The 25,774-nt window shown below is 49.5% G+C and carries 16 protein-coding genes and 2 riboswitches; all 16 genes read left to right on the top strand.

Features of this window, described 5'->3' with window-relative positions:
* The first annotated feature begins 273 nt into the window (after window positions 1-273).
* The 16 genes from rplK to rpsJ all read left to right on the top strand — a co-directional run bounded on the left by rplK (window position 274) and on the right by rpsJ (window position 25,762).
* Window positions 274-702: a 50S ribosomal protein L11 gene (rplK, locus tag ACN084_RS01155; protein WP_419100896.1), complete on the top strand. Its 429-nt coding sequence runs from the start codon at window positions 274-276 to the stop codon at window positions 700-702.
* 121 nt (window positions 703-823) lie between these two features.
* Window positions 824-1,519 carry a 50S ribosomal protein L1 gene (gene rplA, locus ACN084_RS01150; protein WP_419100895.1) on the top strand — a complete coding sequence of 232 codons (696 nt, stop codon included), beginning with the start codon at window positions 824-826 and terminating at the stop codon, window positions 1,517-1,519.
* A 395-nt stretch (window positions 1,520-1,914) separates the two neighbouring features.
* Window positions 1,915-2,415, top strand: a complete 501-nt coding sequence (gene rplJ, locus ACN084_RS01145; protein ID WP_419100894.1) for a 50S ribosomal protein L10 — start codon at window positions 1,915-1,917, stop codon at window positions 2,413-2,415.
* A gap of 120 nt (window positions 2,416-2,535) precedes the next feature.
* Complete coding sequence (rplL, locus tag ACN084_RS01140) at window positions 2,536-2,910, top strand: 50S ribosomal protein L7/L12 (RefSeq protein WP_419100893.1); 375 nt, start codon at window positions 2,536-2,538, stop codon at window positions 2,908-2,910.
* Between the two features lie 172 nt (window positions 2,911-3,082).
* Window positions 3,083-3,736, top strand: coding sequence for an N-acetyltransferase family protein (locus ACN084_RS01135; RefSeq protein ID WP_419100892.1), 654 nt, complete (start codon window positions 3,083-3,085; stop codon window positions 3,734-3,736).
* Window positions 3,737-3,864: 128 nt separating this feature from the next.
* A riboswitch (glycine riboswitch) is annotated at window positions 3,865-3,967 on the top strand.
* Window positions 3,968-4,079, top strand: a riboswitch (glycine riboswitch).
* Between the two features lie 50 nt (window positions 4,080-4,129).
* Entirely contained in the window at window positions 4,130-6,973 is a 2,844-nt protein-coding gene (gcvP, locus tag ACN084_RS01130) for an aminomethyl-transferring glycine dehydrogenase (protein ID WP_419105631.1), read from the top strand.
* 101 nt (window positions 6,974-7,074) lie between these two features.
* Entirely contained in the window at window positions 7,075-8,181 is a 1,107-nt protein-coding gene (gene gcvT, locus ACN084_RS01125) for a glycine cleavage system aminomethyltransferase GcvT (RefSeq protein ID WP_419105630.1), read from the top strand.
* 216 nt (window positions 8,182-8,397) lie between these two features.
* Complete coding sequence (locus ACN084_RS01120) at window positions 8,398-9,879, top strand: L-serine ammonia-lyase (protein WP_419105629.1); 1,482 nt, start codon at window positions 8,398-8,400, stop codon at window positions 9,877-9,879.
* A 278-nt stretch (window positions 9,880-10,157) separates the two neighbouring features.
* A complete protein-coding gene (gene rpoB / locus ACN084_RS01115; protein WP_419100888.1) occupies window positions 10,158-13,679 on the top strand; it encodes a DNA-directed RNA polymerase subunit beta in 3,522 nt (1,173 codons plus the stop codon).
* A gap of 81 nt (window positions 13,680-13,760) precedes the next feature.
* Entirely contained in the window at window positions 13,761-17,642 is a 3,882-nt protein-coding gene (locus ACN084_RS01110; protein WP_419105628.1) for a DNA-directed RNA polymerase subunit beta', read from the top strand.
* Window positions 17,643-17,934: 292 nt separating this feature from the next.
* Window positions 17,935-20,016 carry a neutral/alkaline non-lysosomal ceramidase N-terminal domain-containing protein gene (locus tag ACN084_RS01105; RefSeq protein WP_419100886.1) on the top strand — a complete coding sequence of 694 codons (2,082 nt, stop codon included), beginning with the start codon at window positions 17,935-17,937 and terminating at the stop codon, window positions 20,014-20,016.
* Window positions 20,017-20,527: 511 nt separating this feature from the next.
* Window positions 20,528-20,902 carry a 30S ribosomal protein S12 gene (rpsL, locus tag ACN084_RS01100; protein WP_005504939.1) on the top strand — a complete coding sequence of 125 codons (375 nt, stop codon included), beginning with the start codon at window positions 20,528-20,530 and terminating at the stop codon, window positions 20,900-20,902.
* Entirely contained in the window at window positions 20,902-21,372 is a 471-nt protein-coding gene (gene rpsG, locus ACN084_RS01095; protein WP_419100885.1) for a 30S ribosomal protein S7, read from the top strand. The genes rpsL and rpsG overlap by 1 nt, the downstream gene beginning before the upstream one ends.
* 75 nt (window positions 21,373-21,447) lie before the next feature.
* Window positions 21,448-23,562 (top strand): elongation factor G, encoded by a 2,115-nt coding sequence (gene fusA / locus ACN084_RS01090; protein WP_419100884.1) that lies wholly within the window; start codon window positions 21,448-21,450, stop codon window positions 23,560-23,562.
* A 189-nt stretch (window positions 23,563-23,751) separates the two neighbouring features.
* The gene (gene tuf, locus ACN084_RS01085; protein WP_419100883.1) at window positions 23,752-24,942 is read left to right on the top strand and encodes an elongation factor Tu; all 1,191 of its coding nucleotides are present in this window, start codon (window positions 23,752-23,754) and stop codon (window positions 24,940-24,942) included.
* A 511-nt stretch (window positions 24,943-25,453) separates the two neighbouring features.
* On the top strand, window positions 25,454-25,762 hold the full coding sequence (rpsJ, locus tag ACN084_RS01080; RefSeq protein WP_068169589.1) for a 30S ribosomal protein S10: 309 nt from the start codon (window positions 25,454-25,456) through the stop codon (window positions 25,760-25,762).
* Window positions 25,763-25,774: the final 12 nt, after the last annotated feature.

Below are 25,774 nucleotides of genomic sequence, written 5' to 3'. Positions count from 1 at the left end.
TCACGATGGGGTGTTCTGTACATGTGTATGGAACACCCCCCATCTTTTTAACAAGAGCTTTGGGCGCAAGGAATAGGCCTTATTCTTTGTGTTGAATGAGACACTATATTTTGAGGCTTTTTCTTGGTAAATATCTCATAACCCGTTAGAATTGTGGTTTGTATGCGCGCGTTTACGCTTGCGTCTACGCATATCGACGGTCGCGCCACGACTGTCACCCGCCAGCGTCACGCTCCTGTGCGTTGGTTCAACAGCTAAGAAAAGGACCTAACATTGGCTCCCAAGAAGAAGGTCGCAGGCCTCATTAAGCTGCAAATTCAGGCTGGTGCCGCTAACCCGGCTCCTCCCGTTGGCCCTGCATTGGGTCAGCACGGCGTTAACATCATGGAATTCTGCAAGGCATACAACGCTGCAACTGAATCCATGCGTGGAAACATCGTTCCTGTAGAAATTACCGTATACGAAGATCGTTCATTCACCTTCGTAACGAAGACCCCTCCAGCTTCTGGCTTGATCAAGAAAGCTGCTGGCGTTGCTAAAGGCTCCGGCGTTCCTCACACCAACAAAGTTGGTTCTATCACCGAAGCTCAGGTTCGCGAAATTGCGGAAACCAAAATGGTTGACCTCAACGCAAACGATATCGATGCAGCAGCAAAGATTATCGCGGGCACTGCACGCTCCATGGGTATTGAAGTTAAATAACTTCACCACCTAAATAACCCAAAATAATTTTTGGTTTTTGAAAGTATTTATCACCCGTAAGGGTATGTGGCAGAGTCGAGCGCGACTCAAAAAGACCACAACTGCATAAGGAGAAAAGCAGATGGCAAAGCGCAGCAAAGCGTATCAGGCAGCTGTAGCCAAAATTGAAGAGGGCAAGCTTTACACCGCCGCTGAGGCGATTGAGCTTGTTAAAGACATCTCTTCTGAAAAAGCACATTCAACCGTTGAGGTTGCAATGCGTCTTTCCGTAGATCCTCGTAAGGCAGACCAGATGGTACGCGGTACCGTCAACTTGCCAAACGGCACCGGTAAGACCGCTCGCGTTGTTGTTATCGCCGCTGGCGATAAAGCAGCAGCTGCAGAAGCAGCAGGAGCAGACTTCGTTGGTTCTGACGAACTCATCGCAAAGATTGCTGGCGGATGGACTGACTTCGACGCAGCAGTTGCTACCCCCGACATGATGGGCAAAGTTGGTCGCTTGGGTAAGATTCTTGGCCCTCGCAATCTCATGCCTAACCCTAAGACCGGCACCGTAACCATGGACGTTGCAAAGGCTGTTAACGACATCAAGGGCGGAAAGATTGATTTCCGTGTTGACCGTAACGCAAACTTGCACTTCATTATCGGTAAAGCTTCTTTCACTGCTGAACAGCTCACCCAGAACTTTGAAGCAGCTCTTGAAGAAATTCACCGTTTGAAGCCTTCCTCTGCAAAGGGTCGTTACATCTCCAAGGTAACCGTTGCTCCTACATGGGGCCCTGGTGTACAGATCGACCCTTCCGTGGTCGCTATCTAAGGACTTCATAAATATTTTCTATAACAAAGAAAGTATTCTTCGTTGGCTCGTACCGATATCGGTACGAGCCAACGTCGTTAAAACCCCACATTAAGTGATACCTATCCCATCGAGGTGTTAAAGGTTGCAAAGTATGGGGTGTATGTGGTTTGATAGAAGAACCAAAGACCGCCGGTCTGATTTTTGACGTGCTTAAAGCTCGTCGAAATGATAAGAGTTCTCTAAGAACCGCCAGCGTAGGTGAACGAATACTTTCTATAGTTTTCATGTGCTCACTGAAAGTGAGTATGTCAAAACTTTAGAGATATACCTCGTCGCTTACGCGTCGAGGTTATTTTTTTTGCCTCAAGGCATCTTAGACGCTTTACCGGTGACCAAGAATCGGAAGGAATACCATGGCGACACAGGAAAAGGTTTCTGCTGTTTCCGAGCTGAAGGCACGCTTCGAACGCTCAAACGCAGTCATCCTCACTGAGTACCGCGGTCTCACCGTTGCACAGCTCAAGCAGCTTCGTCGTGCACTCGGTGCTGAGACTGAATATGCTGTGGTGAAGAATACCCTTGCTGCTATTGCAGCTAAGGAAGCTGGAATCGACGCATTCGAAGGCCAGCTTGCAGGTCCTAGCGCAATTGCTTTCATCGACGGTGAAATCATTGACGCTGCAAAGGCACTGCGTGACTTCGCCAAAGAAAACCCCCAGCTTGTGGTCAAGAGCGGCTACTACGAAGGTGAAGCTCTCGACGCTGCTGGCGTTGACAAATTCGCAAGCCTTGAATCTCGCGAGGTTCTCCTTGCAAAGGTTGCAGGTGGCGCAAAGGGTGCTCTCGCAAAGATTGCACGCACTGTAGACGCACTACGCATCAAGCTAGAAGAGCAAGAAGGAGCAGAAGCATAATCTTCAACGATTATGTTTTAGCATCCGTTCAACTAGTTCGCTCATCTAGCGATGAGCAACCCCACAGATTTCATATGTAGACAAAAGCTCTACACCTGATCATAAGAAGGAGCCAAAATCATGGCTAAGCTTTCCATTGAAGAACTCATTGAAGCTTTCAAGGAACTCTCCCTCGTAGAGGTTTCCGAATTCGTTAAGGCATTCGAGGAAGAATTCGACGTTACCGCAGCAGCTCCTGTTGCAGTAGCTGGTGTAGCTGGCGGCGAAGCTGCAGCTGACGAAAAAGACGAATTCGACGTAGTTCTCGAATCCGCTGGCGACAAGAAGATCGCAGTTATTAAGGAAGTTCGTGCCCTTACCTCCCTCGGTTTGAAGGAAGCTAAGGACCTCGTTGATTCCGCTCCTAAGGCTGTTCTCGAAGGCGCTTCCAAGGAAGACGCTGAAAAGGCTAAGGAACAGCTCGAAGGCGCAGGCGCAACCGTTACCCTTAAGTAATCGGTTCTTGACAAGAGTCTTTGTAACACTGGGCAGTATCGCTTTGGCGGTGCTGCCCAGTGGCGTTTTAAGATACCTATCACAACACGAACTAAAGACGGCTACACTACAAGCAACTCACCCCCTTTGGTATATAGAATGTCGGTAAAGATACCTGAGGGGAAAATCGGATATGTCAGAAAAAAATCGTCATTTTACCGTCCGTGAAGCAACAGAAGCCGACTACGCAGGCGCTATCGAAGCACTGACAAACGCTTTTGAACACGACCCCGTCATGAGCCACGCCATGGGCGGAACTCATCAAGCAGATAAAATACGTGAGCTCTTCGAGTTCCAAATTCGTAACACCTACGCTTCTAAAGGCAAAATAGACATCGCCGTCGACGAAAATGACACAATCCTTGGGGCCGCACTCTGGCTCAGCCCTGAAGGGCAAAAAGGTAACCTACTGGCAGACCTGCGTGCCCTACCTCAATATGCGAAACTCTTAGGGCGTTCACTCTTTAGCGCCGTCGTAACAGAAATAAAGCTTTTACGTGCTCGACCAGCTTTCGAACACTGGTACCTATACACCATCGGCGTTCACGAATCTGCCCGCTCTTGCGGGGCAGGTAGTGCACTGCTTGACTATCGCTTAGCACGTACCGGTCAATACGGCTCTTATCTAGAAGCGTCGACTTACCGTAGCGCTTCTCTCTATCGACGTCACGGGTTTACAGAACTCGGTGCTTTCAAAGGCGGAAAACCTGCTCTCGGTATGTGGCATCCGGCTCCCGTGAGTCTCATCGACGAGAATCTTCCTTCCGTAGCACCATCTACACACTAATTTTGGTGAGAGGATAACGAGTTCTACTCCCGCTAATAGCGACATAAGGTGTCGAATACAAAAACACGACCAAAAAAGCATATATTTTTTAGGTGTGATGTGGCAGACTTTTAATAAAAGTATTGCTGTTATGCGCAGCGGGAGAGACCACCAACAACACCAAATGAGGTGGCGCCGAAGGAGCAAATCCTCCCCGGGAAACTCTCAGGCACAAAGTACCGCTGAGCCAGGCAACTCTGAAGAGGAGAAAACACTATTCTCCACCGAAGGGGCAAAACTGTGTTAATGCACCGGACACATCAACACAGACGAAAACTCTCAGGTCAGAAACAGAGCGGGGAGGTCTTAGCGCACTCTCACATTTGAGGTGCAATCAGACCAGGAGAATATCCCATGCCATTTATCGACCGTCACCTCGGGCCACGATCTGAAGACCTGCACACCATGCTGAATACCATCGGCTACGATTCGCTCTCAGCACTTATCGCAGACGTCGTACCAGCAAATATTCGTATGGAACAGGATCTCAACCTCCCTGAACCTCTCAGCGAAGAACAAGCCCACAAAAAACTCCGAGAATACGCATCCCATAACATTCTCAAAACCCAGATGATTGGTGCCGGTTACTACGACAGTGTCACCCCTGCGGTACTACGTCGAAATATCCTCGAAAACCCCGGCTGGTACACCAGCTACACCCCTTATCAGCCTGAAATATCGCAAGGGCGTCTAGAAGCATTACTAAACTTCCAAAACACGGTCATGGAACTGACCGGACTAGACATTGCCAACGCATCACTCTTGGACGAAGCAACTGCTACAGCAGAAGCAGTTGTGATGATGCACCGAGCTAACCGTAAAGTCAAAAACGGTTTCTTCGCTATCGACTCCCGCTGCCTACCCCAAACTCTTTCTGTCGTTCGAGGACGCGTAGAAGCCCTCAACATCCCCATGGTCGTAACCGACTTCTCTCAAGGACTTCCAGAAGGCGACCTTTACGGTATCGTTCTCGCATACCCCAGCCATGATGGACAAATCCGAAACGTTAAAGAACTCATCGACCAAGCCCATCAACGACAAGCGCTCGTCACTATCACCGCAGACCTACTTGCCTTGACACTGCTACAATCACCCGGCGAACTGGGTGCAGATATTTGTGTCGGTAACACGCAACGCTTCGGCCTACCATTCTTTTTTGGTGGACCTCACGCAGCCTTCATGGCAACACGTAAAGGCATGGAACGAACTTTACCGGGGCGTCTGGTCGGAGTATCACAAGACACCGCCGGAAAACCCGCCTATCGTCTTGCGCTACAAACTCGTGAACAGCACATCCGCCGTGAAAAAGCAACCAGCAACATTTGTACTGCACAGGCTCTACTCGCCATTGTCGCTGGAGCCTACGCTCTCTATCACGGGCCAGAGGGACTCCGCGAGATTGCTCGTCGTCTGCACCGCAACGCATCACGTATCGCTGACTCTCTACGCTCCACTGGACTCACACTTGTTCACGAAGATTTCTTTGATACCGTCGCCTTTGACGCACCATCACGTGCTGACGAACTCGTTGCTGCTGCGCTTGAAGCCGGCATCAACATTCGTAAAATCAACAGTGACCGTATCAGCATCTCCGTCGGTGAATCTCATGATGAAGACACTCTACGGAGCCTTGTGGAAGCACTCGGCGGAACTCTCGTAGAAGAGAGCGCAGAAGAACAATACCCCATGCCTGCTGAACTGCTACGCGATGAAGACTACATGCAGCATCCGGTGTTCCATAGTTACCGTTCAGAAACTGCCATGATGCGTTACCTGCGCAAGCTCTCCGATAAAGACCTTGCTCTCGACCGTACCATGATTCCTCTTGGCTCTTGCACGATGAAACTCAACTCTGCCGCCGAGATGGAGCCTATCTCTTGGCCAGAATTTGCTGGTATCCACCCGCTCGTGCCCATCGAACAAGCTCAAGGCTGGTTAGAGCTCATCGAGGAGCTCTCTGCATGGCTCGTCGAAATTACCGGATACGATGCTCTGTCCATGCAACCAAACTCTGGTGCATCTGGAGAATATGCAGGGCTACGCGCTATTCGTTCTTACCACCAAACGCGTGGAGAAGAACAACGCAACGTCGTCCTGATCCCGTTATCTGCTCATGGCACTAATGCTGCTTCTGCCGCTCTGGCTGGACTTTCTGTTGCTGGTGTAGCTACGGCAGAAGATGGCTCTATCGATGTGGCGGACCTCCGCGCCAAAATTGAAAAATACGGTGACACTATCGCCGCAATGATGATTACCTACCCGTCAACTCATGGTGTATTTGAAGAACAAGTTGTTGAAGTCTGCCAGCTTGTTCACGAAGCCGGCGGACAAGTATACGTGGACGGTGCAAACCTTAACGCGCAGATGGGCCTATCCCAACCCGGCCGATTCGGGGGAGATGTATCACATCTGAACCTTCACAAAACTTTCGCTATTCCTCACGGCGGAGGAGGCCCTGGCGTCGGCCCTATCGGTGTGAGAGAACACCTCGCACCCTACTTGCCGACTAACGCCTACCACAACGATAAAGAGTCTTCGCCCTTACCGATTTCTCAAGCGATGTACGGTTCTGCGGGGGTACTGCCCATCTCGTGGATGTATATTGCTATGAGTGGTGCTCAAGGGCTTCGTTCTAGCTCCGAAACTGCCATTGTTAATGCGAACTACATTGCTAAAAAGCTGGGCGACAAATATCCGGTACTCTATACCGGCGATCATGGCCTAGTGGCACATGAATGCATTCTCGACGTGCGTGAGCTAACCGCGGCTAGTGGCGTCACTGCCGAAGACATCTGTAAACGTCTCATGGATTACGGATTCCATGCACCGACTTTGGCGTTCCCTGTTCCTGGAACTTTGATGGTTGAGCCAACAGAATCTGAGGATCTTCAAGAGCTCGACCGTTTCATTGAAGCAATGAGCTGTATTTATGATGAGATTCAGCATGTCATCAGCGGAAAAGTGAGTGTTGAAGAATCACTTTTGCGCAATGCTCCACATACCGTTGAGGTTGTCACGGCAGATATCTGGGATAGGGCCTACTCTCGTTCGGAGGCTGCGTATCCTGTGCCTTCTTTGCACCATCAAAAATACTTCCCTTCGGTAGGACGTATCGATGGTGCCGGTGGCGACCGTAACCTTATTTGCCAGTGCCCGCCGATGGAAGCCTTTGAGATGGAATCATCTGCTTCTGAATGACACTAGCGGGGCGAATCGGCTCAAAAATATCGATGAGGTGGGGCAGATAACGGTGTTTGCCCCACCCCTGAACCATATCTGTTAAGAAAGATGTATCAAACATGACCAAGAAAACACCACTACACGAAGAACACCTCGCATTAGGCGCTACCTTTACCGATTTTGGTGGCTGGGATATGCCCGTAAAATACACTAATGATGTCCAAGAACATCACGCTGTACGCCAGTATGCAGGCCTATTCGATCTTTCACATATGGGTGAATTCCGTGTGAGCGGGCCAGACGCTGCAACATTTTTAGATTATGCTCTGGTCTCGAACATGAGCATTCTCAAAGTTGGTAAAGCCAAATATTCGATTCTGGTCAACGAAGACGGCGGCATTATCGATGACCTCATCACTTACCGGCTAGCTGAGGATGAGTTTCTTGTTGTTCCTAATGCCTCGAATGTAGAGGTAGATTATCAGACGTTACTCGAACGTACTGCAGGGTTTGAGGTGGAACTAGTCAACGAATCTGAAGATACCGCTTTGGTTGCGGTGCAAGGGCCACAAGCTGAAGAGATTATTCTGGCCATGGAGCCAAGCGACCCTCAATCGGTACGTGAACTGAAATATTATGCTGCAACACCGTTGAGCTTATCCGGAATTTCTGTGCTGTTAGCTCGCACCGGATATACCGGAGAAGACGGCTTTGAAATTTATGTGCCAGCAGACCAAGCTAGCGCATTATGGTCGGCTGCTATGAGCGCCGGCAAATCTTTCGAGATGATTCCTGCTGGTTTAGCAGCGCGCGACTCGTTGCGTCTAGAAGCTGGTATGCCTTTATACGGTCATGAACTAGGCCTAGACATCACTCCTTATGAGTCTGGTCTAGGACGTTTAGTCGATATCGCATTAGAGAAAAAGAGCAGCGACTTTGTAGGCCGTCAGGCGTTGAGTATGCTATCTCAAACACCGCCTCAACGTTCTCTCGTGGGGCTTAAAGCGCAGCAAAAACGTCCTGCACGCGCTGACTCTCAACTGATGGATGGCGAGAAGAACATCGGATATGTTACCTCAGGTATTCCCTCACCAACATTGGGGTATCCGATTGCGATGGCATTAGTGGAGAGCTCCTACGCACATGAAGGAACCACTGTAGAGGTTGATATTCGCGGTAAACGAGCACCATTTGATGTGGTTGCTGTTCCATTTTATCGCCGATAATATGTGGGTTCACCTTCATAACCGGATAAAAGTTTCTTGGTAGAGACTCTTATCTTGTAGAACTGTAGAAGCTTGATCTGCGTATTCCCACTCCATCCTGCGTGATGGAACGTTCATCAAGCTTTTACAGTTTCCTCTTATTATCCCCCGTAAGAGGTTGATGTTTTAGCGCGTTGAACGCTGCTAAAAGTGCGTAGAAAAAGGAAATCTCACAGGATGAACATTAGCGATGAACAGATACAAGCTGAATCATTAAACTACGATATTTCTGTTTTTGAATTATTTTCTATTGGTATCGGGCCTTCCTCTTCCCACACGGTAGGGCCGATGAGAGCAGCAAACCGTTTTATCTCAGAGCTCATTGATACGGGAAAATTTCAGAGCGTTTCGCGTATACACGTGGATCTTTATGGTTCGTTAGCCGCAACTGGTGCCGGTCACGGTACGATGAGTGCCGTTCTCAAAGGTTGTGCAGGTTTTGTTCCAGAGACTATTAACATTGCTCAAGCCGAACGGATGATGGCAGATAACCAACGTGATGGTATTTTGCCGTTAGCAGGTTTTCCCTCTCGTTCTTATCACGATGGTGCTCCTCAGCCCCACGAGCCGTTATGTTATGGTCCGGTTGTGAAATATCGTGAATCTGATATGACGCTACGTCCGTTGACTGTTTTAGCGAGACATACAAACGGCGTTAAAATTGCAGCTTATGATACTTCCGGTCTTCTCCTTGAACGTACCTATTTTTCTATTGGTGGAGGGTTCATCGTTGAAGAAAACGAAACCCTCGATGATTCTTCTGGGCTCGAGAATGCGCCTTATCCTTTCGGTTCTGGTGAAGAGCTGGTGCGTTTGGCAAATAAGGCAGGGCTATCTATCGCTCAGCTGAAGATGTGTAATGAGCTTTCGGCTCGTTCTGAAGATGAGATTCGTCAGGGCATTTTAGCCATTCATCGAGTGATGAAAGAATGTATTGGTTCTTCACTGTCTCGTATGGGGTATTTGCCAGGAGAGTTAAAGGTTCGTTGCCGTGCCGCAGCTTGGCATCGTGATTTATTGGCGGAAGACCCTCAAAAGAGCCCTGAGTTTGCTATTGACTGGGTGAACTTGATGGCTTTGGCTGTTAACGAAGAGAATGCTTTTGGTGGCAGGGTGGTGACAGCTCCAACGAATGGAGCTTCGGGTATTATTCCTGCTGTTTTGCACTATGCGTTGAACTATCTTCCGGGTGTTCGTACATGCGGTGTCGCTAAACGCGAACAACTCATTGTTGACTTCTTCTTATGTGCTTCTGCTATCGGCGCTTTATATAAGAAACGAGCTTCAATTTCTGGTGCTGAGGTGGGGTGCCAGGGAGAAGTCGGTACGGCATCTTCAATGGCTGCTGCGGGGTTGGCTCAGGTGATGGGCGGTAGCAATGAACAGATTGAGAACGCTGCAGAGATTGCCATGGAACATAATCTCGGTCTGACGTGTGACCCTGTAGGTGGTTTGGTGCAGATACCGTGTATTGAGCGTAATGCGATGGCTGCTGCTAAAGCGATTAATGCTGCTCGTATGGCGCTTCGTGGCGATGGTGAGCATCGAGTGTCTTTGGATCAAGTCATTGAAACAATGCGTCAAACTGGTGAGGATATGAGTCATCGGTATAAAGAGACATCTATGGGTGGCCTAGCCGTGAACGTTGTGGAATGTTAGGTACACCATCAAAAAGAAAAGTTGCATATTTTCCGTGATGGTTGTATGGACTTTAGTTTTTTCTTGCTGTATTGTGAATACTTACGCTATCCATAACCTTTCTGCCTTCATATAGCGGTGGGCATGGGTGAAACAGAGCAAAAACAAGTATTTCGTTCCTAAAAGTTCCCAACACCCGAAGTCTCATGCGCCTCGTGCGTTGCGGTTCTTTTCCACGGTTTTACTATGTTTTCTGGGACAGCGAATATGAAACAGACAGGTCTGTGGAAGGATCCAACTTGGTCGCCTCGAGCACCTCTAATAACGAAGCCGCTAACGGCGCAGTGAACCGTTTAGGTACACCAAGCCGAATTTCATTTGCAAAGATTTCTGAGCCGCTGCAGGTTCCTGATTTGCTTGCCCTGCAAACCAACAGCTTTGACGCCCTCATCGGTAACGAACGCTGGGCGCAACGCGTAGCAGAAGCAGCAGAAACAGGAGACACCTCAGTACAACCCGTTTCGGGGCTTGCTGAAATCTTTGACGAAATTTCTCCGATTGAAGATTTCCAAGGAACGATGTCCCTATCGTTCTCCGAACCTGAATTTGCTGAACCAAAGTACACCATGGAGCAGTGCAAAGATCGCGATGCGACCTACTCTGCGCCGTTGTACGTTAAAGCAGAATTCATGAACAACAACACCGGCGAGATTAAACAGCAGACCGTGTTCATGGGTGATTTCCCGCTCATGACCGACTCTGGTACGTTCGTCATCAACGGCACCGAACGTGTCGTTGTATCTCAGCTGGTTCGCTCTCCTGGCGCATACTTTGAGAAGTCCGTAGACCGTACTTCTGATAAAGATATCTACACAGCAAAAATCATTCCCTCCCGCGGTGCATGGTTTGAGCTAGAAATTGATAAGCGTGACCAGGTTGGCGTACGTCTTGACCGCAAACGTAAACAGTCCGTTACGGTGCTCCTTAAAGCTCTAGGCTGGAGCGAAGCAAAAATTCTTGAAGAATTTGGTGAATTTGACGCCATTCGCGCAACCCTAGAAAAAGACACCGTGCAGACTCGCGACGAAGCTCTACTCGATATCTACCGTAAACTTCGTCCCGGCGAACCTCCAACGGTTGACGCTGCCCAGAACCTTCTGGACAACATGTACTTCACACCTAAACGTTATGACCTTGCAAAGGTTGGTCGTTACAAGGTAAATCGCAAACTTGGTGTTGAAACTCCTCTTACTGACCCATCAGCTATGGTGCTCAGCCAAGACGACATTGCAGCGATGATTCGCTACCTCGTCACTTTGCATGCTGGCGGTAAGACCATCTCTGGCGTACGTGACGGAAAGCCCGTAGAAATCCGTGTTGATACCGACGACATCGACCACTTTGGTAACCGTCGTATCCGCGCTGTTGGAGAATTGATTGAAAACCAGATTCGTACTGGTCTTTCTCGTATGGAACGAGTTGTTCGTGAACGCATGACAACTCAGGACGTTGAAGCAATCACTCCTCAGACACTTATCAACATCCGTCCCGTGGTGGCTTCCATTAAAGAGTTCTTCGGTACTTCTCAGCTGTCACAGTTCATGGACCAGAACAACCCTCTAGCCGGTTTGACCCATAAACGTCGTCTTTCTGCGCTAGGCCCTGGCGGTCTTTCACGTGACCGTGCAGGTATGGAAGTTCGAGACGTTCACCCCTCACACTACGGACGTATGTGCCCCATCGAAACCCCTGAAGGCCCCAACATTGGTCTGATTGGTTCTTTGGCAACATATGGACGTATCAACCCCTTCGGGTTCATCGAAACCCCTTACCGTCGAGTCGTCAACGGTCAGGTCACCAATGAGGTTGAATACCTTACTGCAGATGACGAAAAAGGCACTACTATTGCTCAGGCAAATGCGCCTTTGACCGAAGACCTACACTTTGCTGAAGCTACCGTCCTGTGCCGTGCTGGCGATGGCTCCGGTGAAGCTGTGCTGGTAGACGCAACAGACGTTGAATACATGGACGTTTCACCACGCCAGATGGTTTCTGTTGCAACCGCATTGATTCCTTACCTCGAACACGACGACGCAAACCGTGCGTTGATGGGTGCAAACATGCAGCGTCAGGCTGTTCCGTTGCTCGTCTCCGAAGCGCCCGTCGTTGGTACCGGTATGGAACGCTATGCAGCAATCGACTCTGGAGATTCTGTTCTAGCGCGTAAAGCCGGTGTCGTATCTGAGGTCTCTGCAGACCTCGTCATCGTTCGCAACGACGATGGTACAACCTCCTCATATCCCATTTCTAAGTTCAAGCGTTCAAACCCCGGTAACTGTTATAACCACCGTGTTATTGTTCGTGCCGGAGACCGCGTTGAAGCTCAGGGACTTATCGCTGACGGTCCTTCAACCGACAACGGCGAATTGGCATTGGGTAAGAACCTCCTCGTGGCATACATGTCTTGGGAAGGCTTCAACTTTGAGGACGGTATCATCCTGTCCCAGCGCATGATTTCTGATGACGTGCTGACATCAATTCACATCGAAGAACACGAAATTGACGCACGCGACACCAAGCTCGGTGCAGAAGAAATTACTCGAGACATCCCCAACGTCTCTGAAGAAGTTCTCTCTGCTCTCGACGAGCGCGGTATCATCCATATCGGTGCTGAAGTTGAATCCGGCGATATTCTCGTTGGTAAAGTGACCCCTAAGGGCGAAACTGAACTAACCCCCGAAGAGCGACTTCTTCGTGCAATCTTCGGCGAGAAATCTCGTGAAGTTCGTGACACCTCTTTGAAGGTTCCTCACGGCGAGTCAGGTACCGTTATCGCTGTTCGTACCTTTGACCGAGACAGCAACACCGATGACGACGACGCACTACCTTCAGGTGTTAACCAGCTGGTACGCGTTTACGTGGCTCAAAAGCGCAAGATTACTGTTGGCGATAAGCTTGCAGGTCGTCACGGTAACAAGGGTGTTATTACAAAGATTCTTCCCGTTGAAGATATGCCCTTCATGGAAGACGGTACCCCTATCGACGTCATCTTGAACCCCTTGGGCGTTCCTGGTCGTATGAACATCGGTCAGGTTCTTGAGGTTCACACCGGTTGGTTGGCGAAACAAGGTTGGAAGATCGAAGGCAACCCATCATGGTTGAAGAACCTTCCGAACTTCCCGAAGGAAAGTGGCCCCACTAAGGTCTCCACCCCCGTATTCGATGGTGCAGACGAAGTTGAGCTCTTTGACTTGTTGGATCACTCCAACCCGAACCGTGACGGTGAACGTCTGATCAACCGTAGCGGTAAAGCAAACCTCTATGATGGTCGTTCTGGTGAACGCTTCCCCGAACCCGTTTCGGTGGGTTACCAGTACATCTTGAAACTTCACCACCTAGTGGATGACAAGATTCACGCACGTTCGACTGGTCCGTACTCCATGATTACTCAGCAGCCGCTCGGTGGTAAAGCACAGTTCGGTGGTCAGCGTTTTGGTGAGATGGAAGTGTGGGCGCTTGAAGCATACGGCGCCGCATACACCCTTCAGGAAATCTTGACCATCAAGTCTGACGATGTTCACGGTCGTGTGAAGGTCTATGAGGCAATCGTCAAGGGCGAGAACATTCCAGAACCTGGTGTTCCTGAATCCTTCAAGGTGCTCATCAAAGAAATGCAGTCCCTCTGCCTGAACGTTGAAGTCCTTTCAACTGACGGTAAGACCATTGAAATGCGCGATGCTGAAGACGAAGGCTTCCGTGCAGCAGATGATCTAGGTATCGACCTATCTCACGCAGAGCCTAACTCTGTGGAAGAGGTCTAGCCCTTTCACGAGGTAGATATACCTGTTCATCATTTCTACGAAAATTAGTCTTCACAACTACTGAAAAGAGATAAGGACCAAATGTCCAACGAATCTTCACTCGGTTTGATGCGTATTGGCCTGGCCACCGCTGATGATATCCGCAGCTGGTCTTATGGTGAGGTCAAGAAGCCCGAAACCATTAACTACCGAACCCTAAAGCCCGAAAAAGAGGGTCTTTTCGACGAGCGTATTTTCGGTCCTACCAGGGACTGGGAATGCTACTGTGGCAAATACAAGCGCGTACGCTTTAAGGGAATTATCTGTGAACGCTGTGGCGTTGAGGTAACCCGCGCTAAAGTTCGCCGTGAACGTATGGGGCACATTCAGCTTGCTGCTCCTGTGACTCACATCTGGTACTTCAAGGGTGTTCCTTCACGCCTTGGTTACCTGCTTGATCTTGCTCCTAAAGATCTTGAAAAGATTATCTATTTTGCCGCGTACATGATTACCTCTGTGGATGAGGAAGGACGTCACGACGACCTTCCAAACCTTGAGGCAGCTTTCGAACGTGACAAGAAAGCTTTGGAAGCTCAACGTGATGCAGATATTAATCTCATTGCTCGTGAGACGGAAGAAGAACTTGCACGCATTGAAGCTGAAGGCGGAAAAGCAGCAGAGAAGCGTAAACTCCGTGACCAAGCAGAACGTCAGATGGCATCTGTTCGTAAAAATGCTGATCGCGAAATCGAGTTTGAGCAAAAAGTTTGGGATCGTTTCAAGTCTTTGAAGGTTGCTGACCTTGAAGGCGATGAAGCTCTCTACCGTGCCATGGTTGATAAGTACGGCATGTACTTTGAAGGTTCCATGGGTGCTGAGGCTATTCGTTCCCGCCTAGAATCTTTCGACCTTGAAGCAGAAGCTGAAGCTCTCAAAGAGATTATTCAGACTGGTAAGGGTCAGCGTAAGACTCGTGCGCTGAAGCGTCTGAAGGTTGTTAACTCCTTCTTGAGCACCACAAACTCACCTTTGGGTATGGTTCTTGAAGTTGTTCCTGTGATTCCTCCAGAATTGCGTCCGATGGTGCAGCTTGACGGTGGACGTTTTGCAACCTCTGACCTCAACGACCTCTACCGTCGTGTGATTAACCGTAACAACCGTCTCAAGCGTCTACTTGAGTTGGGCGCACCCGAAATTATCGTTAATAACGAAAAGCGCATGCTTCAAGAAGCAGTTGATTCGCTCTTCGATAACGGTCGTCGTGGTCGCCCGGTTACTGGTCCTGGTAACCGTCCTCTGAAGTCCCTTTCTGACATGCTTAAGGGTAAGCAGGGTCGTTTCCGCCAGAACCTCTTGGGTAAGCGTGTTGATTACTCTGGTCGTTCTGTTATTGTCGGTGGCCCCCAGCTTTCAATGCATCAGTGTGGTCTTCCAAAGCAGATGGCGTTGGAGCTGTTCAAGCCTTTCGTGATGAAGCGTCTGGTAGACCTCAACCATGCGCAGAACATCAAGTCTGCTAAGCGTATGGTTGAGCGTTCTCGTTCTCAGGTCTGGGACGTTCTTGAAGAAGTTATTGCTGAGCATCCTGTGCTTTTGAACCGTGCACCTACCCTGCACCGTTTGGGTATTCAGGCGTTCGAACCTCAGCTTGTTGAAGGTAAAGCTATTCAGCTTCACCCTCTTGTATGCTCCGCGTTCAACGCTGACTTCGACGGCGACCAGATGGCAGTTCACCTGCCACTATCTCCTGAGGCTCAGGCTGAAGCACGTATTTTGATGCTTTCATCCAATAACATTTTGAAGCCTTCAGACGGTCGTCCAGTAGCCGTTCCTGACCAGGATATGGTGATTGGTCTATTCCATTTGACCACACCTCAAGAAGACGCAACCGGCGAAGGTCGTATCTTCTCTTCCTTGGCAGAAGCTATTATGGCGATGGACTTGGGTCAGATTGCTATCAACGCTAAGGTCAAAATCCACTTTGACTCTTTCATTGCTCCAGAAGGTTTTGAAACTCCTGAAGGCTTTGAACAAGGTGGAAGCATTCTTCTTGAATGCACCGTCGGTCAAGTAATCTTTAACCAGACTCTTCCTGCTGATTACCCTTGGTATGGGGAAGTCGCAGATAAGAAGCAGCTTGGTTCTTTGATTAATGACCTTGCCGAGAAATACCCGATGAACGTGGTAGCTCAGACTCTTGATCAGCTCAAGAACACTGGTTTCTACTATGCTTCTCGCTCTGGCGTGACCGTTGCTATCTCTGATATCGCGGCGCCTAAAGATAAACCTGCCATTATGGAAGGCTACGAGCAGAAAGCTGAAAAGATTCAGCAGGACTTCGATCTGGGTCTTATCGGCGATAACGAGCGTCGTACCGAGCTGATTAAGATCTGGACTCAGGCAACAGATGAAGTTGCTCAAGTCATGAAACAGAACCTTGCAAACCTGAACACCACCATTAACCGTATGGTGACTTCTGGTGCTCGTGGTAACTGGATGCAGGTTCGTCAGATTGCGGGTATCCGTGGTCTCGTGTCGAACCCAAAGGGTGAGATTATGCCTCGCCCGATTAAGTCTTCATATCGTGAAGGCCTGTCCGTTTTGGAATACTTCATCGCGACTCACGGTGCTCGTAAGGGCCTTGCTGATACTGCGTTGCGTACTGCAAACTCTGGTTACTTGACTCGTCGTTTGGTGGACGTTTCTCAGGACGTTATCGTTCGTGAAGATGACTGTGGTACACGCCAAGGTCTAGACCTACCACTTGTTACCCCTGCAGGGGACGAATTGCACCCACAGGTCGAGACTGCTATCCACGGACGTTCTTTGGCAGTAGATGTCAAAGATGCTTCGGGAGAGATTCTTGCTGCTGCTGGTACTGACGTATCTGATATTGTCATCAACAAGCTTTTCAAGGCTGGCGTTGAACAAGTTAAGGTTCGTTCTGTATTGACCTGCCACTCTGCTGTTGGTGTCTGTGCCTTGTGCTACGGCCGTTCTATGGCTTCTGGTAACTTGGTAGATATCGGTGAAGCTGTTGGTATTATTGCGGCACAGTCTATTGGTGAACCTGGTACTCAGCTCACCATGCGTACCTTCCACACCGGTGGTGTCGCAACCGCAGACGATATTACTCAGGGTCTACCTCGTATTCAGGAGCTCTTTGAAGCACGTACTCCTAAGGGCGTTGCACCTATTTCTGAGGTCAGCGGTCGTGTCTCTATGGAAGATACTGATAAAGCTTTGAAGGTTGTGATTACTCCTGATAACGGTGACGAACCTGTAGCTTATCCCGTTCTTCGTCGTTCCCGTCTGCTCGTAACTGAGGGTGAACACGTCGAGATTGGTGATCAGCTGGTTGCAGGTGCCGTTGATCCTAAGGAAGTACTACGTATTCGTGGTCCTCGTCATGCTCGTAAGCATCTTGTCGATGAGGTTCAGGACGTATACCGTTCTCAGGGTGTAGGTATTCACGATAAGCACGTTGAGGTGATTGTTCGCCAGATGCTTCGTCGTGTGACCGTTATTGACTCTGGTGAAACTGATCTTCTCCCCGGTGAGCTCGTAGAGAACCTTGCCTTCCAAGCTGCGAACCGTAAGGCCGTAGCTGAGGGTAAGCGTCCTGCTTCTGCTCGTCCTGAGATGATGGGTATTACGAAGGCGTCCTTGGCGACTGAGTCGTGGCTTTCTGCTGCGTCCTTCCAGGAGACGACTCGAGTTCTTACTCAGGCTGCTATGGAACGTAAAGAAGATCCATTGGTCGGTCTTAAAGAGAACGTCATCATTGGTAAGCTCATTCCTGCTGGTACAGGTTTGGCTCGCTACAACGATATTGAAGTTGAGCCTACTGACGAAGCACGTGAACAGCTTTTCCAGGTCTCTGCAAGCGGATTCAACGATTTCAGCTATGCAGCTGAGAACGAGGGTTCTATTTCTGCAGAGTTCCAGGCTATTCCTTTGGATGATTACGACTTCGGTAAATAATCCTTTCAAAGGGGGCTTGTTAGCCTGATACAGCCGGAGGGGTTTCTTCTTTCATTAGTGAGAGAAGAAACCCCTCCGGTTTTTAATGCTCTTCGAGAGATAAATCATAAGTAGGGTGTTTATAGGTTTGATATGCACTGATAGCTGGTTCTCGTGTATCACGTATTAATTTTTTGAAGATTGCTCAGGGTATTTTCCTAAGGGATGCTCTAAACTATTGCTTGCTACCTCTAGGTGTAGGTCAGCATTCATCACTCACATCGCTAACGTTAATTTTCTTTTAGGGGTTATTGTGTTATCTTCGCATGCCGTTTCACGGCTTCGTCGTACGGGTTCGCTGGTTGTAGGTGCGGCTTTAGCTTGTGCATCCTTATCTGTTCTAGAGCCTGCTCAGGCTCATCCTAATTATTGGTATTCTTCGTCTTCGCATTCTCAGAATGTTTCTTCTAGCCCGTATCTTGTGGGTGCTGGTATCGGAGATGTCACCGGTGAACCAGCTGAGGTTGGTTTCATGGGGTATGGAGATGGGAAACAGCTTGGGTCTGGCGTAATGAGCCGTTCCTACGCGCGTGCGTTTGAAATTCAAGATAGGAATACTGGAGAACGTAACCTCATTGTTGTGTTGGATCAGTTGTCTGCTTTTCAGAGTGTCCGTGATGAGGTGATCCGTCGTGTGCAACAGCAGTATGGCAATGCGTATGGAGAATCAAATATTATGATTACCGCTAGCCATACTCACTCTACCCCTGGCGGTATTACCAAATATAGTCTGTACAACGTCACGACAAGCGGATGGCACGAAGATACTTTTAATGCGACTATCGAGGGCATCATGGATGCTATTGATGCTGCTCACCGAGATTTAGCGCCGGGGCAGCTTACTGTGTCTCATTCGCAGCTGACCGGTGTTGGCGCTAATCGTTCTGCTGTTGCTTTTGAACGTGACCCTCAAGAGCTTAAGAACAAGTTGGTGAATGGAGTAGACCCGACAACAGTAACTTTGCGTCTAGAACGTAGTGGCAAAACACGTGCGGTCATTAACTGGTTTGCTGTGCACGCTACCTCATTACCTACAACCAATACACTGATTTCTTCTGACAATAAAGGGTATGCTGAGTGGCTTTTAGAACACCAAGATCATGGTGTAGACCATTACTCTGGTGCAGGCGATGGATTTATCGCTGCTTTTGCTAATAGTAACGCTGGTGATGTTACTCCGAATACTTGGCTTGAGCCAGGTAAAGGCCCTACGGATATTCCTTTTGAGAATATGAAGATTCAAGGAACAAAACAGGCCGATGCCGTTCGTGATCAGCTTCGTAGTCAAGGGCAACCTGTTGGTCAGGGACTTAGCTCAGCGGTGAAGTATTTTGACTTTAGTAATATGACGGTGGACGCTCAATATACCGGAACGGGGCAGGCGGAGCGTACGTGTCGTGCTTCTTTGGGGGAGTCCTTTGGCTCTGGCTCTGAAGAAGATGGTGGCGGAGGTCTCCCCATTTTTGGTGAAGGCGTTGGCGCTAACAAGTTCTTTTACACAATGAGTCGCGCTGTTTATGCTGTTTCTCCAGATTTGAAGTCTTGTCAGTATCCTAAAGATCACCTTCTTGCGGTGGGCGTGGTAGGAGCTGTTCAGGAGAAGCTTCCTGTCCAGGTGATGCGTTTTGGCGACTACTATATCTTAGGCTTGCCAGGTGAATATACGGGTGCTGTTGGCGTGCAGTATCGTCAGGACATGGCAAAACTCTTTGGCGTTGATGAGTCTCATATTATTTTGCAAGGTTACACCAATGCTTATAACCATTATGTGACAACTCCCGATGAATATGATCTGCAACAGTATGAGGGTGGAGCAACAATTTTTGGTCGTTACGAGGCGCCAGCTTTCCGTCAGAGTTTGCATGAGGTAGGTTCTGCTTTGCAGCGTGGAGTATCCTTAGACTTGGGGGATAAGCCTCAGACTCCTTATGCTGCAAAGAGCTCTAAAGGCAAGGTTCTTTATGATACCCCTGGTGCTGGAAAATACTATGGTCAGCAAATACGCGCGCCTCGTAATACTTGGCGTGGCGGCACTGTTTCGGCAGATTTTGTTGGCGCACACCCCAATAACAGTGTTCGTAAGCAGGGGAGCTATCTTGAGATACAACGATGGAACGGGCATGATTGGGAATACGTTACAAACGATAATGATCCGAACACTCGTTTTGAGTGGAAACGCCAGTGGGCTGCTCAGTCACGCGTGACGATTAGTTGGGAGGTTCCATCAACGGCTCCTTCTGGACACTATCGGATTGTGTATTACGGTCATTCGAAGAATGGTTGGGGGCAGATTTCACCCTTTACGGGAACTAGCTCTGAATTTAGAGTGTATTAATCTTTCGATAAATGATTGATGCAGGGGAGTGCCACTGCTTTTGTGCAGTGGCACTCTTCGTTTTAAGTTAATCGAGGGTTAAGTGAGATAAATCTCTGAGGTTTGAGATAAACAATAGGGAATTAAGCTGAATCTAGGTAGATTAAGGGCTCTAGAGCCGATATAGTTTGATACGAAGTACTTAGCCTCAGTGCCTCTAATGCTCCTTTGAAGCATTTATATCGGCGCATTCCAGCGTTGAACGGCAGAGCTAATGTGGGCTTCGAATTAATGGCAGTATGGATACAGTCCTTTGGTGTTGATTTAAGTTTTTTTAATCTGATACCTAAATGCCATTTTTACGCATGCCCAGATAAAATTTTGTTGCACGCGCTGAACTAAGTTACCGTTATTGCGTATCGCAGGATACCCAATACATCTGCTTCAATAACTCATGCATCATGCAGAACTCTGCACTGAGGTGAAAAGACGAAAGGGTTGTGAAAGACCAACCCGATAATCAGGAGATATTGTGCCTACAATTCAGCAGCTGGTCCGTAAGGGCCGGACTCCCAAGGTCGTAAAGACCAAGGCGCCCGCACTGAAGGGCAACCCTATGAAGCGTGGCGTGTGCACTCGTGTGTACACCACCACCCCGAAGAAGCCTAACTCTGCACTCCGTAAGGTAGCTCGTGTGAAGCTCAACGGTGGCGTTGAAGTTACCGCTTACATTCCCGGTGAAGGTCACAACCTTCAGGAACACTCCATCGTGCTTGTTCGCGGTGGTCGTGTGAAGGACCTCCCCGGTGTTCGTTACAAGATCGTTCGTGGTGCTCTGGATACTCAGGGTGTTAAGGGTCGCGGCCAGGCTCGCTCCCGCTACGGCGCTAAGAAGGAGAAGAAGTAATGCCTCGTAAGGGTCCCGCTCCAAAGCGTCCCCTCGTAAACGATCCTGTTTACGGTTCCCCGCTGGTTACCCAGCTTATTAACAAAGTTCTTCAGGACGGCAAAAAGTCTGTTGCAGAGCGTATCGTTTACGGTGCGCTCGAAGGCGTAGGTCAGAAGACCGGCGCAGACCCCGTAGCAACCTTGAAAAAGGCTATGGACAACGTCAAGCCCTCCTTGGAAGTTCGCTCCCGCCGTGTTGGTGGCGCAACCTACCAGGTTCCTGTTGAGGTTCGCTCCGGACGCGCAACTGCTCTTGCTCTTCGCTGGTTGGTTGGCTTCTCCAAGCTACGCCGCGAAAAGACTATGACTGAGCGTCTAATGAATGAGATCTTGGACGCATCCAACGGTCTCGGTGCCGCTGTGAAGCGTCGCGAAGACACTCACAAGATGGCCGAATCCAACAAGGCCTTCGCACACTACCGCTGGTAATTCTTTGAAATGCCTGTCGAGAATACTTCGTGTATTCCGGCAGGCTTTCGGAGTATCTCATAAGAGGAGACTCAAGTGGCACTAGACGTGCTTACAGACCTCAAGAAGGTCCGCAACATTGGTATTATGGCGCATATTGACGCCGGTAAGACCACCACAACCGAACGTATCTTGTTCTACACCGGTATTAACCACAAAATTGGTGAAACCCACGATGGTGCATCCACCATGGACTGGATGGCTCAGGAACAAGAGCGCGGTATTACCATTACTTCCGCAGCTACTACCTGCTTCTGGAAGAACAATCAGGTAAACATCATCGATACCCCCGGCCACGTTGACTTCACCGTTGAGGTTGAGCGTTCATTGCGCGTCCTCGACGGCGCAGTTGCAGTGTTCGACGGTAAAGAGGGTGTTGAGCCTCAGTCTGAAACCGTTTGGCGTCAGGCTGACAAATACGAAGTTCCCCGTATCTGCTTCGTGAACAAGATGGATAAGCTCGGCGCTGACTTCTACTTCACCGTAGATACCATCATCAAGCGTTTGGGTGCTCGTCCTTTGGTTCTTCAGCTACCTATCGGCGCTGAGAACGACTTCCTCGGTGTTATCGACCTCCTCACCATGAAGGCATATGTCTGGCCTGGTGACGCTAAGGGCGATGTGACCATGGGCGCTTCTTACGAAACTCAGGAAATTCCTGCAGACTTGCAAGAAAAGGCTGAGCAGTACCGTGCAGAGCTCATCGAAGCTGTTGCAGAGTCCAGCGAAGAACTGATGGAAAAGTACCTTGAAGAAGGCGAACTTTCCCTTGAAGAACTCAAAGCTGGTATCCGTCAGCTCACCGTGAATAACGAAGCATACCCTGTTCTTTGTGGTTCTGCATTCAAGAACCGTGGCGTTCAGCCTATGCTTGACGCTGTCATTGATTACTTGCCTTCACCGCTTGACGTGCCTGCTGTTCGCGGTCACAAGCTCAACGATGAAGAAGTTGAAATGACTCGTGAAGCATCTTCTTCTGAGCCTTTCTCTGCATTGGCGTTCAAGGTTGCAGCACACCCGTTCTACGGTCAGCTCACCTATATTCGTGTGTACTCCGGTACTGCGTCTCAGGGTGAACAGGTTCTTAACTCCACTAAGGGCCGTAAAGAGCGTATTGGTAAGCTCTTCCAGATGCACTCCAACAAGGAAAACCCTGTTGAGCAGATTCAGGCAGGACACATTTACGCTGCTATCGGTTTGAAGGACACCACCACTGGTGACACCCTTTGCGATGCTGCTAACCCCATCGTTCTTGAATCAATGAGCTTCCCTGATCCTGTGATCTTTGTTGCTATTGAGCCAAAGACTAAGGGCGACCAGGAGAAACTCTCCACCGCTATTCAGAAGCTTTCAGCAGAAGACCCCACCTTCAGCGTTAATCTCAACGATGAAACCGGTCAGACTGAAATCGGCGGTATGGGCGAATTGCACCTCGACATCTTGGTTGACCGCATGAAGCGTGAATTCAAGGTTGAGGCAAACATCGGTAAGCCTCAGGTTGCTTACCGCGAAACCATCAAGAAAGCTGTGGAGAAGGTCGACTACACCCACAAGAAGCAGACTGGTGGTTCTGGTCAGTTCGCTAAGGTTCAGGTTTCCTTCGAACCTATTCCTCTTGACGCTGAAGAGCTTTACGAGTTTGATAACGTCGTCACCGGTGGTCGTGTTCCTCGCGAATACATTCCATCTGTTGACGCTGGTATCCAGGACGCTATGCAGCTTGGTATCCTTGCTGGTTACCCTGTTGTTGGTGTTAAAGCAACCCTCATCGACGGTGCATACCACGATGTTGACTCCTCTGAAATGGCCTTCAAGATTGCCGGTTCTATGGTGTTCAAGGAAGGCGCTAAGCGCGCTAACCCTGTTCTTCTTGAACCGCTTATGGCAGTTGAAGTTCGTACCCCAGAGGAATACATGGGCGATGTTATCGGCGACTTGAACTCTCGCCGTGGACAGATTCAGTCCATGGAAGATGCAGCTGGCGTTAAACTCGTCAATGCATTGGTTCCGCTATCCGAAATGTTTGGTTACATCGGCGACCTACGTTCCAAGACTCAGGGACGCGCTGTATTCTCTATGGCATTCGATAGCTATTCTGAGGTTCCGAAGGCTGTTGCCGACGAAATCATTCAGAAGAGCCGCGGCGAATAATTTTTGCCTCAGTTCCGGCTCTTTAAACTATTGAGTCGAAAAATTCACTAAAAATACCCCTGAAAACAGCTTCTGGGTTTCATCTGACCGGTGTAATCCGCTAATGTAGACGCTAGACCGTTTCTTAACGGATTGCGCCGGTGAGATATCCGAGTGCATGTTTTCAAAATCGTTCTAGGAGGAACACCCTTGGCTAAGGCTAAGTTCGAGCGCTCCAAGCCTCACGTAAACGTTGGTACCATTGGTCACGTTGACCACGGTAAGACCACTCTTACCGCTGCTATCTCCAAGGTTCTTGCAGACAAGTACCCGGACATTAACGAGCAGCGCGACTTCGGTATGATCGACTCCGCTCCTGAAGAGCGTCAGCGCGGTATTACCATTAACATTGCTCACATCGAGTACCAGACCGAGAAGCGTCACTACGCACACGTTGACGCTCCCGGCCACGCTGACTATGTCAAGAACATGATTACCGGTGCTGCTCAGATGGACGGCGCAATCCTCGTGGTTGCTGCTACCGATGGTCCTATGGCTCAGACCCGCGAGCACGTTCTTCTTGCTCGCCAGGTTGGCGTACCTACCCTTCTTGTTGCATTGAACAAGTCCGACATGGTTGAAGACGAAGAGCTTCTTGACCTCGTCGAAATGGAAGTTCGCGATTTGCTTTCTTCCCAGGAATTCGACGGCGACGACGCTCCTGTTATCCGCGTTTCTGCTCTCAAGGCTCTTGAAGGCGACGCTGAATGGGTTGCGAAGATCGAAGAACTCATGGATGCAGTTGACAACTACATTCCGGACCCCGTTCGTGAAACCGACAAGCCCTTCCTCATGCCTATTGAGGACGTCTTCACCATTACCGGTCGCGGTACCGTTGTAACCGGTCGTGCAGAGCGTGGTACCCTCAACATCAACTCTGAGGTTGAGATCGTTGGTATCCGTCCCATCCAGAAGACCACCGTTACCGGTATCGAGATGTTCCACAAGCAGCTCGACGAAGCATGGGCAGGCGAGAACTGTGGTCTACTTCTTCGCGGTCTCAAGCGCGACGACGTAGAGCGTGGTCAGGTTGTTGTAGCTCCCGGCTCCATCACCCCTCACACTCAGTTCGAGGCAAACGTCTACATCCTTTCCAAGGATGAGGGTGGACGTCACAACCCGTTCTACTCCAACTACCGTCCTCAGTTCTACTTCCGTACCACTGACGTAACCGGCGTTATCACTCTTCCTGAGGGTACCGAAATGGTTATGCCTGGCGACAACACCGAGATGACCGTTGAGCTCATCCAGGAAATCGCGATGGAAGAAGGCCTTGGCTTCGCTATCCGTGAAGGTGGACGTACCGTTGGTTCCGGTCGTGTTACCAAGATTCTCAAGTAATAATCTTTGAGCGTCAATCAGAAGTTTTAGAACTTCAACTTTGAGCTGTCGATGATGGCTCGGCAGGGCCCCTCAGTAGTTTTACTGAGGGGCCCTGTTTTATGCCTCTTTATTCTGCTCATAGAACTTGCATGTGAAACTCGGCACTTTTAGGTATTGGGGTTGCTTATGCTTTTATTCTCTGCGAGAATAGTAAACGTTGTTCAAGCGCTTATCTGTCGTTTCTTTGCAAAATATGCCTTAATGGGGTGATTCTTTTGTGGAGGAACAAACGAAGATAAGACCAAATATGACCCGGTTCCGAAGGCTTAGGCCGTTGTATGTCCTCATTTAGGCGACACGCCCGAGTTCGGGGGTCGGTGCTTGGTCGAGTTGAGGAACCCTAACACCCTTTAGGATTCAGCTCGATTCAGGCGGCACGAAAGAAAAATATTTTTCTTTACCTCAAGTGCCAGAAAAAGGGGCGACCGCCCCGTTACAGGGAAGTACTTCAAGAAAGAGAGTCCGACAGATGGCGGGACAGAAAATCCGCATCCGTCTGAAGTCTTACGACCACGAGGTCATTGATTCTTCAGCACGGAAAATCGTTGAGACAGTTACGCGTGCAGGCGCGACGGTAGTAGGTCCAGTACCACTTCCGACCGAAAAGAACGTTTACTGCGTTATTCGTTCGCCTCACAAGTATAAGGACAGCCGCGAGCATTTCGAAATGCGCACGCACAAGCGTCTGATCGACGTTGTTGATCCGACCCCTAAGGCTGTTGATGCCCTCATGCGTCTTGACCTTCCGGCAGACGTGAACATCGAAATCAAGCTGTAGAGGATCGCATCT

The organism is Rothia sp. P7208, from assembly GCF_048512915.1.
Lineage (GTDB): Bacteria > Actinomycetota > Actinomycetes > Actinomycetales > Micrococcaceae > Rothia.
Note: the sequence above shows the minus strand (reverse complement) of the source record. Positions and strands in the feature narration are given on the sequence as shown.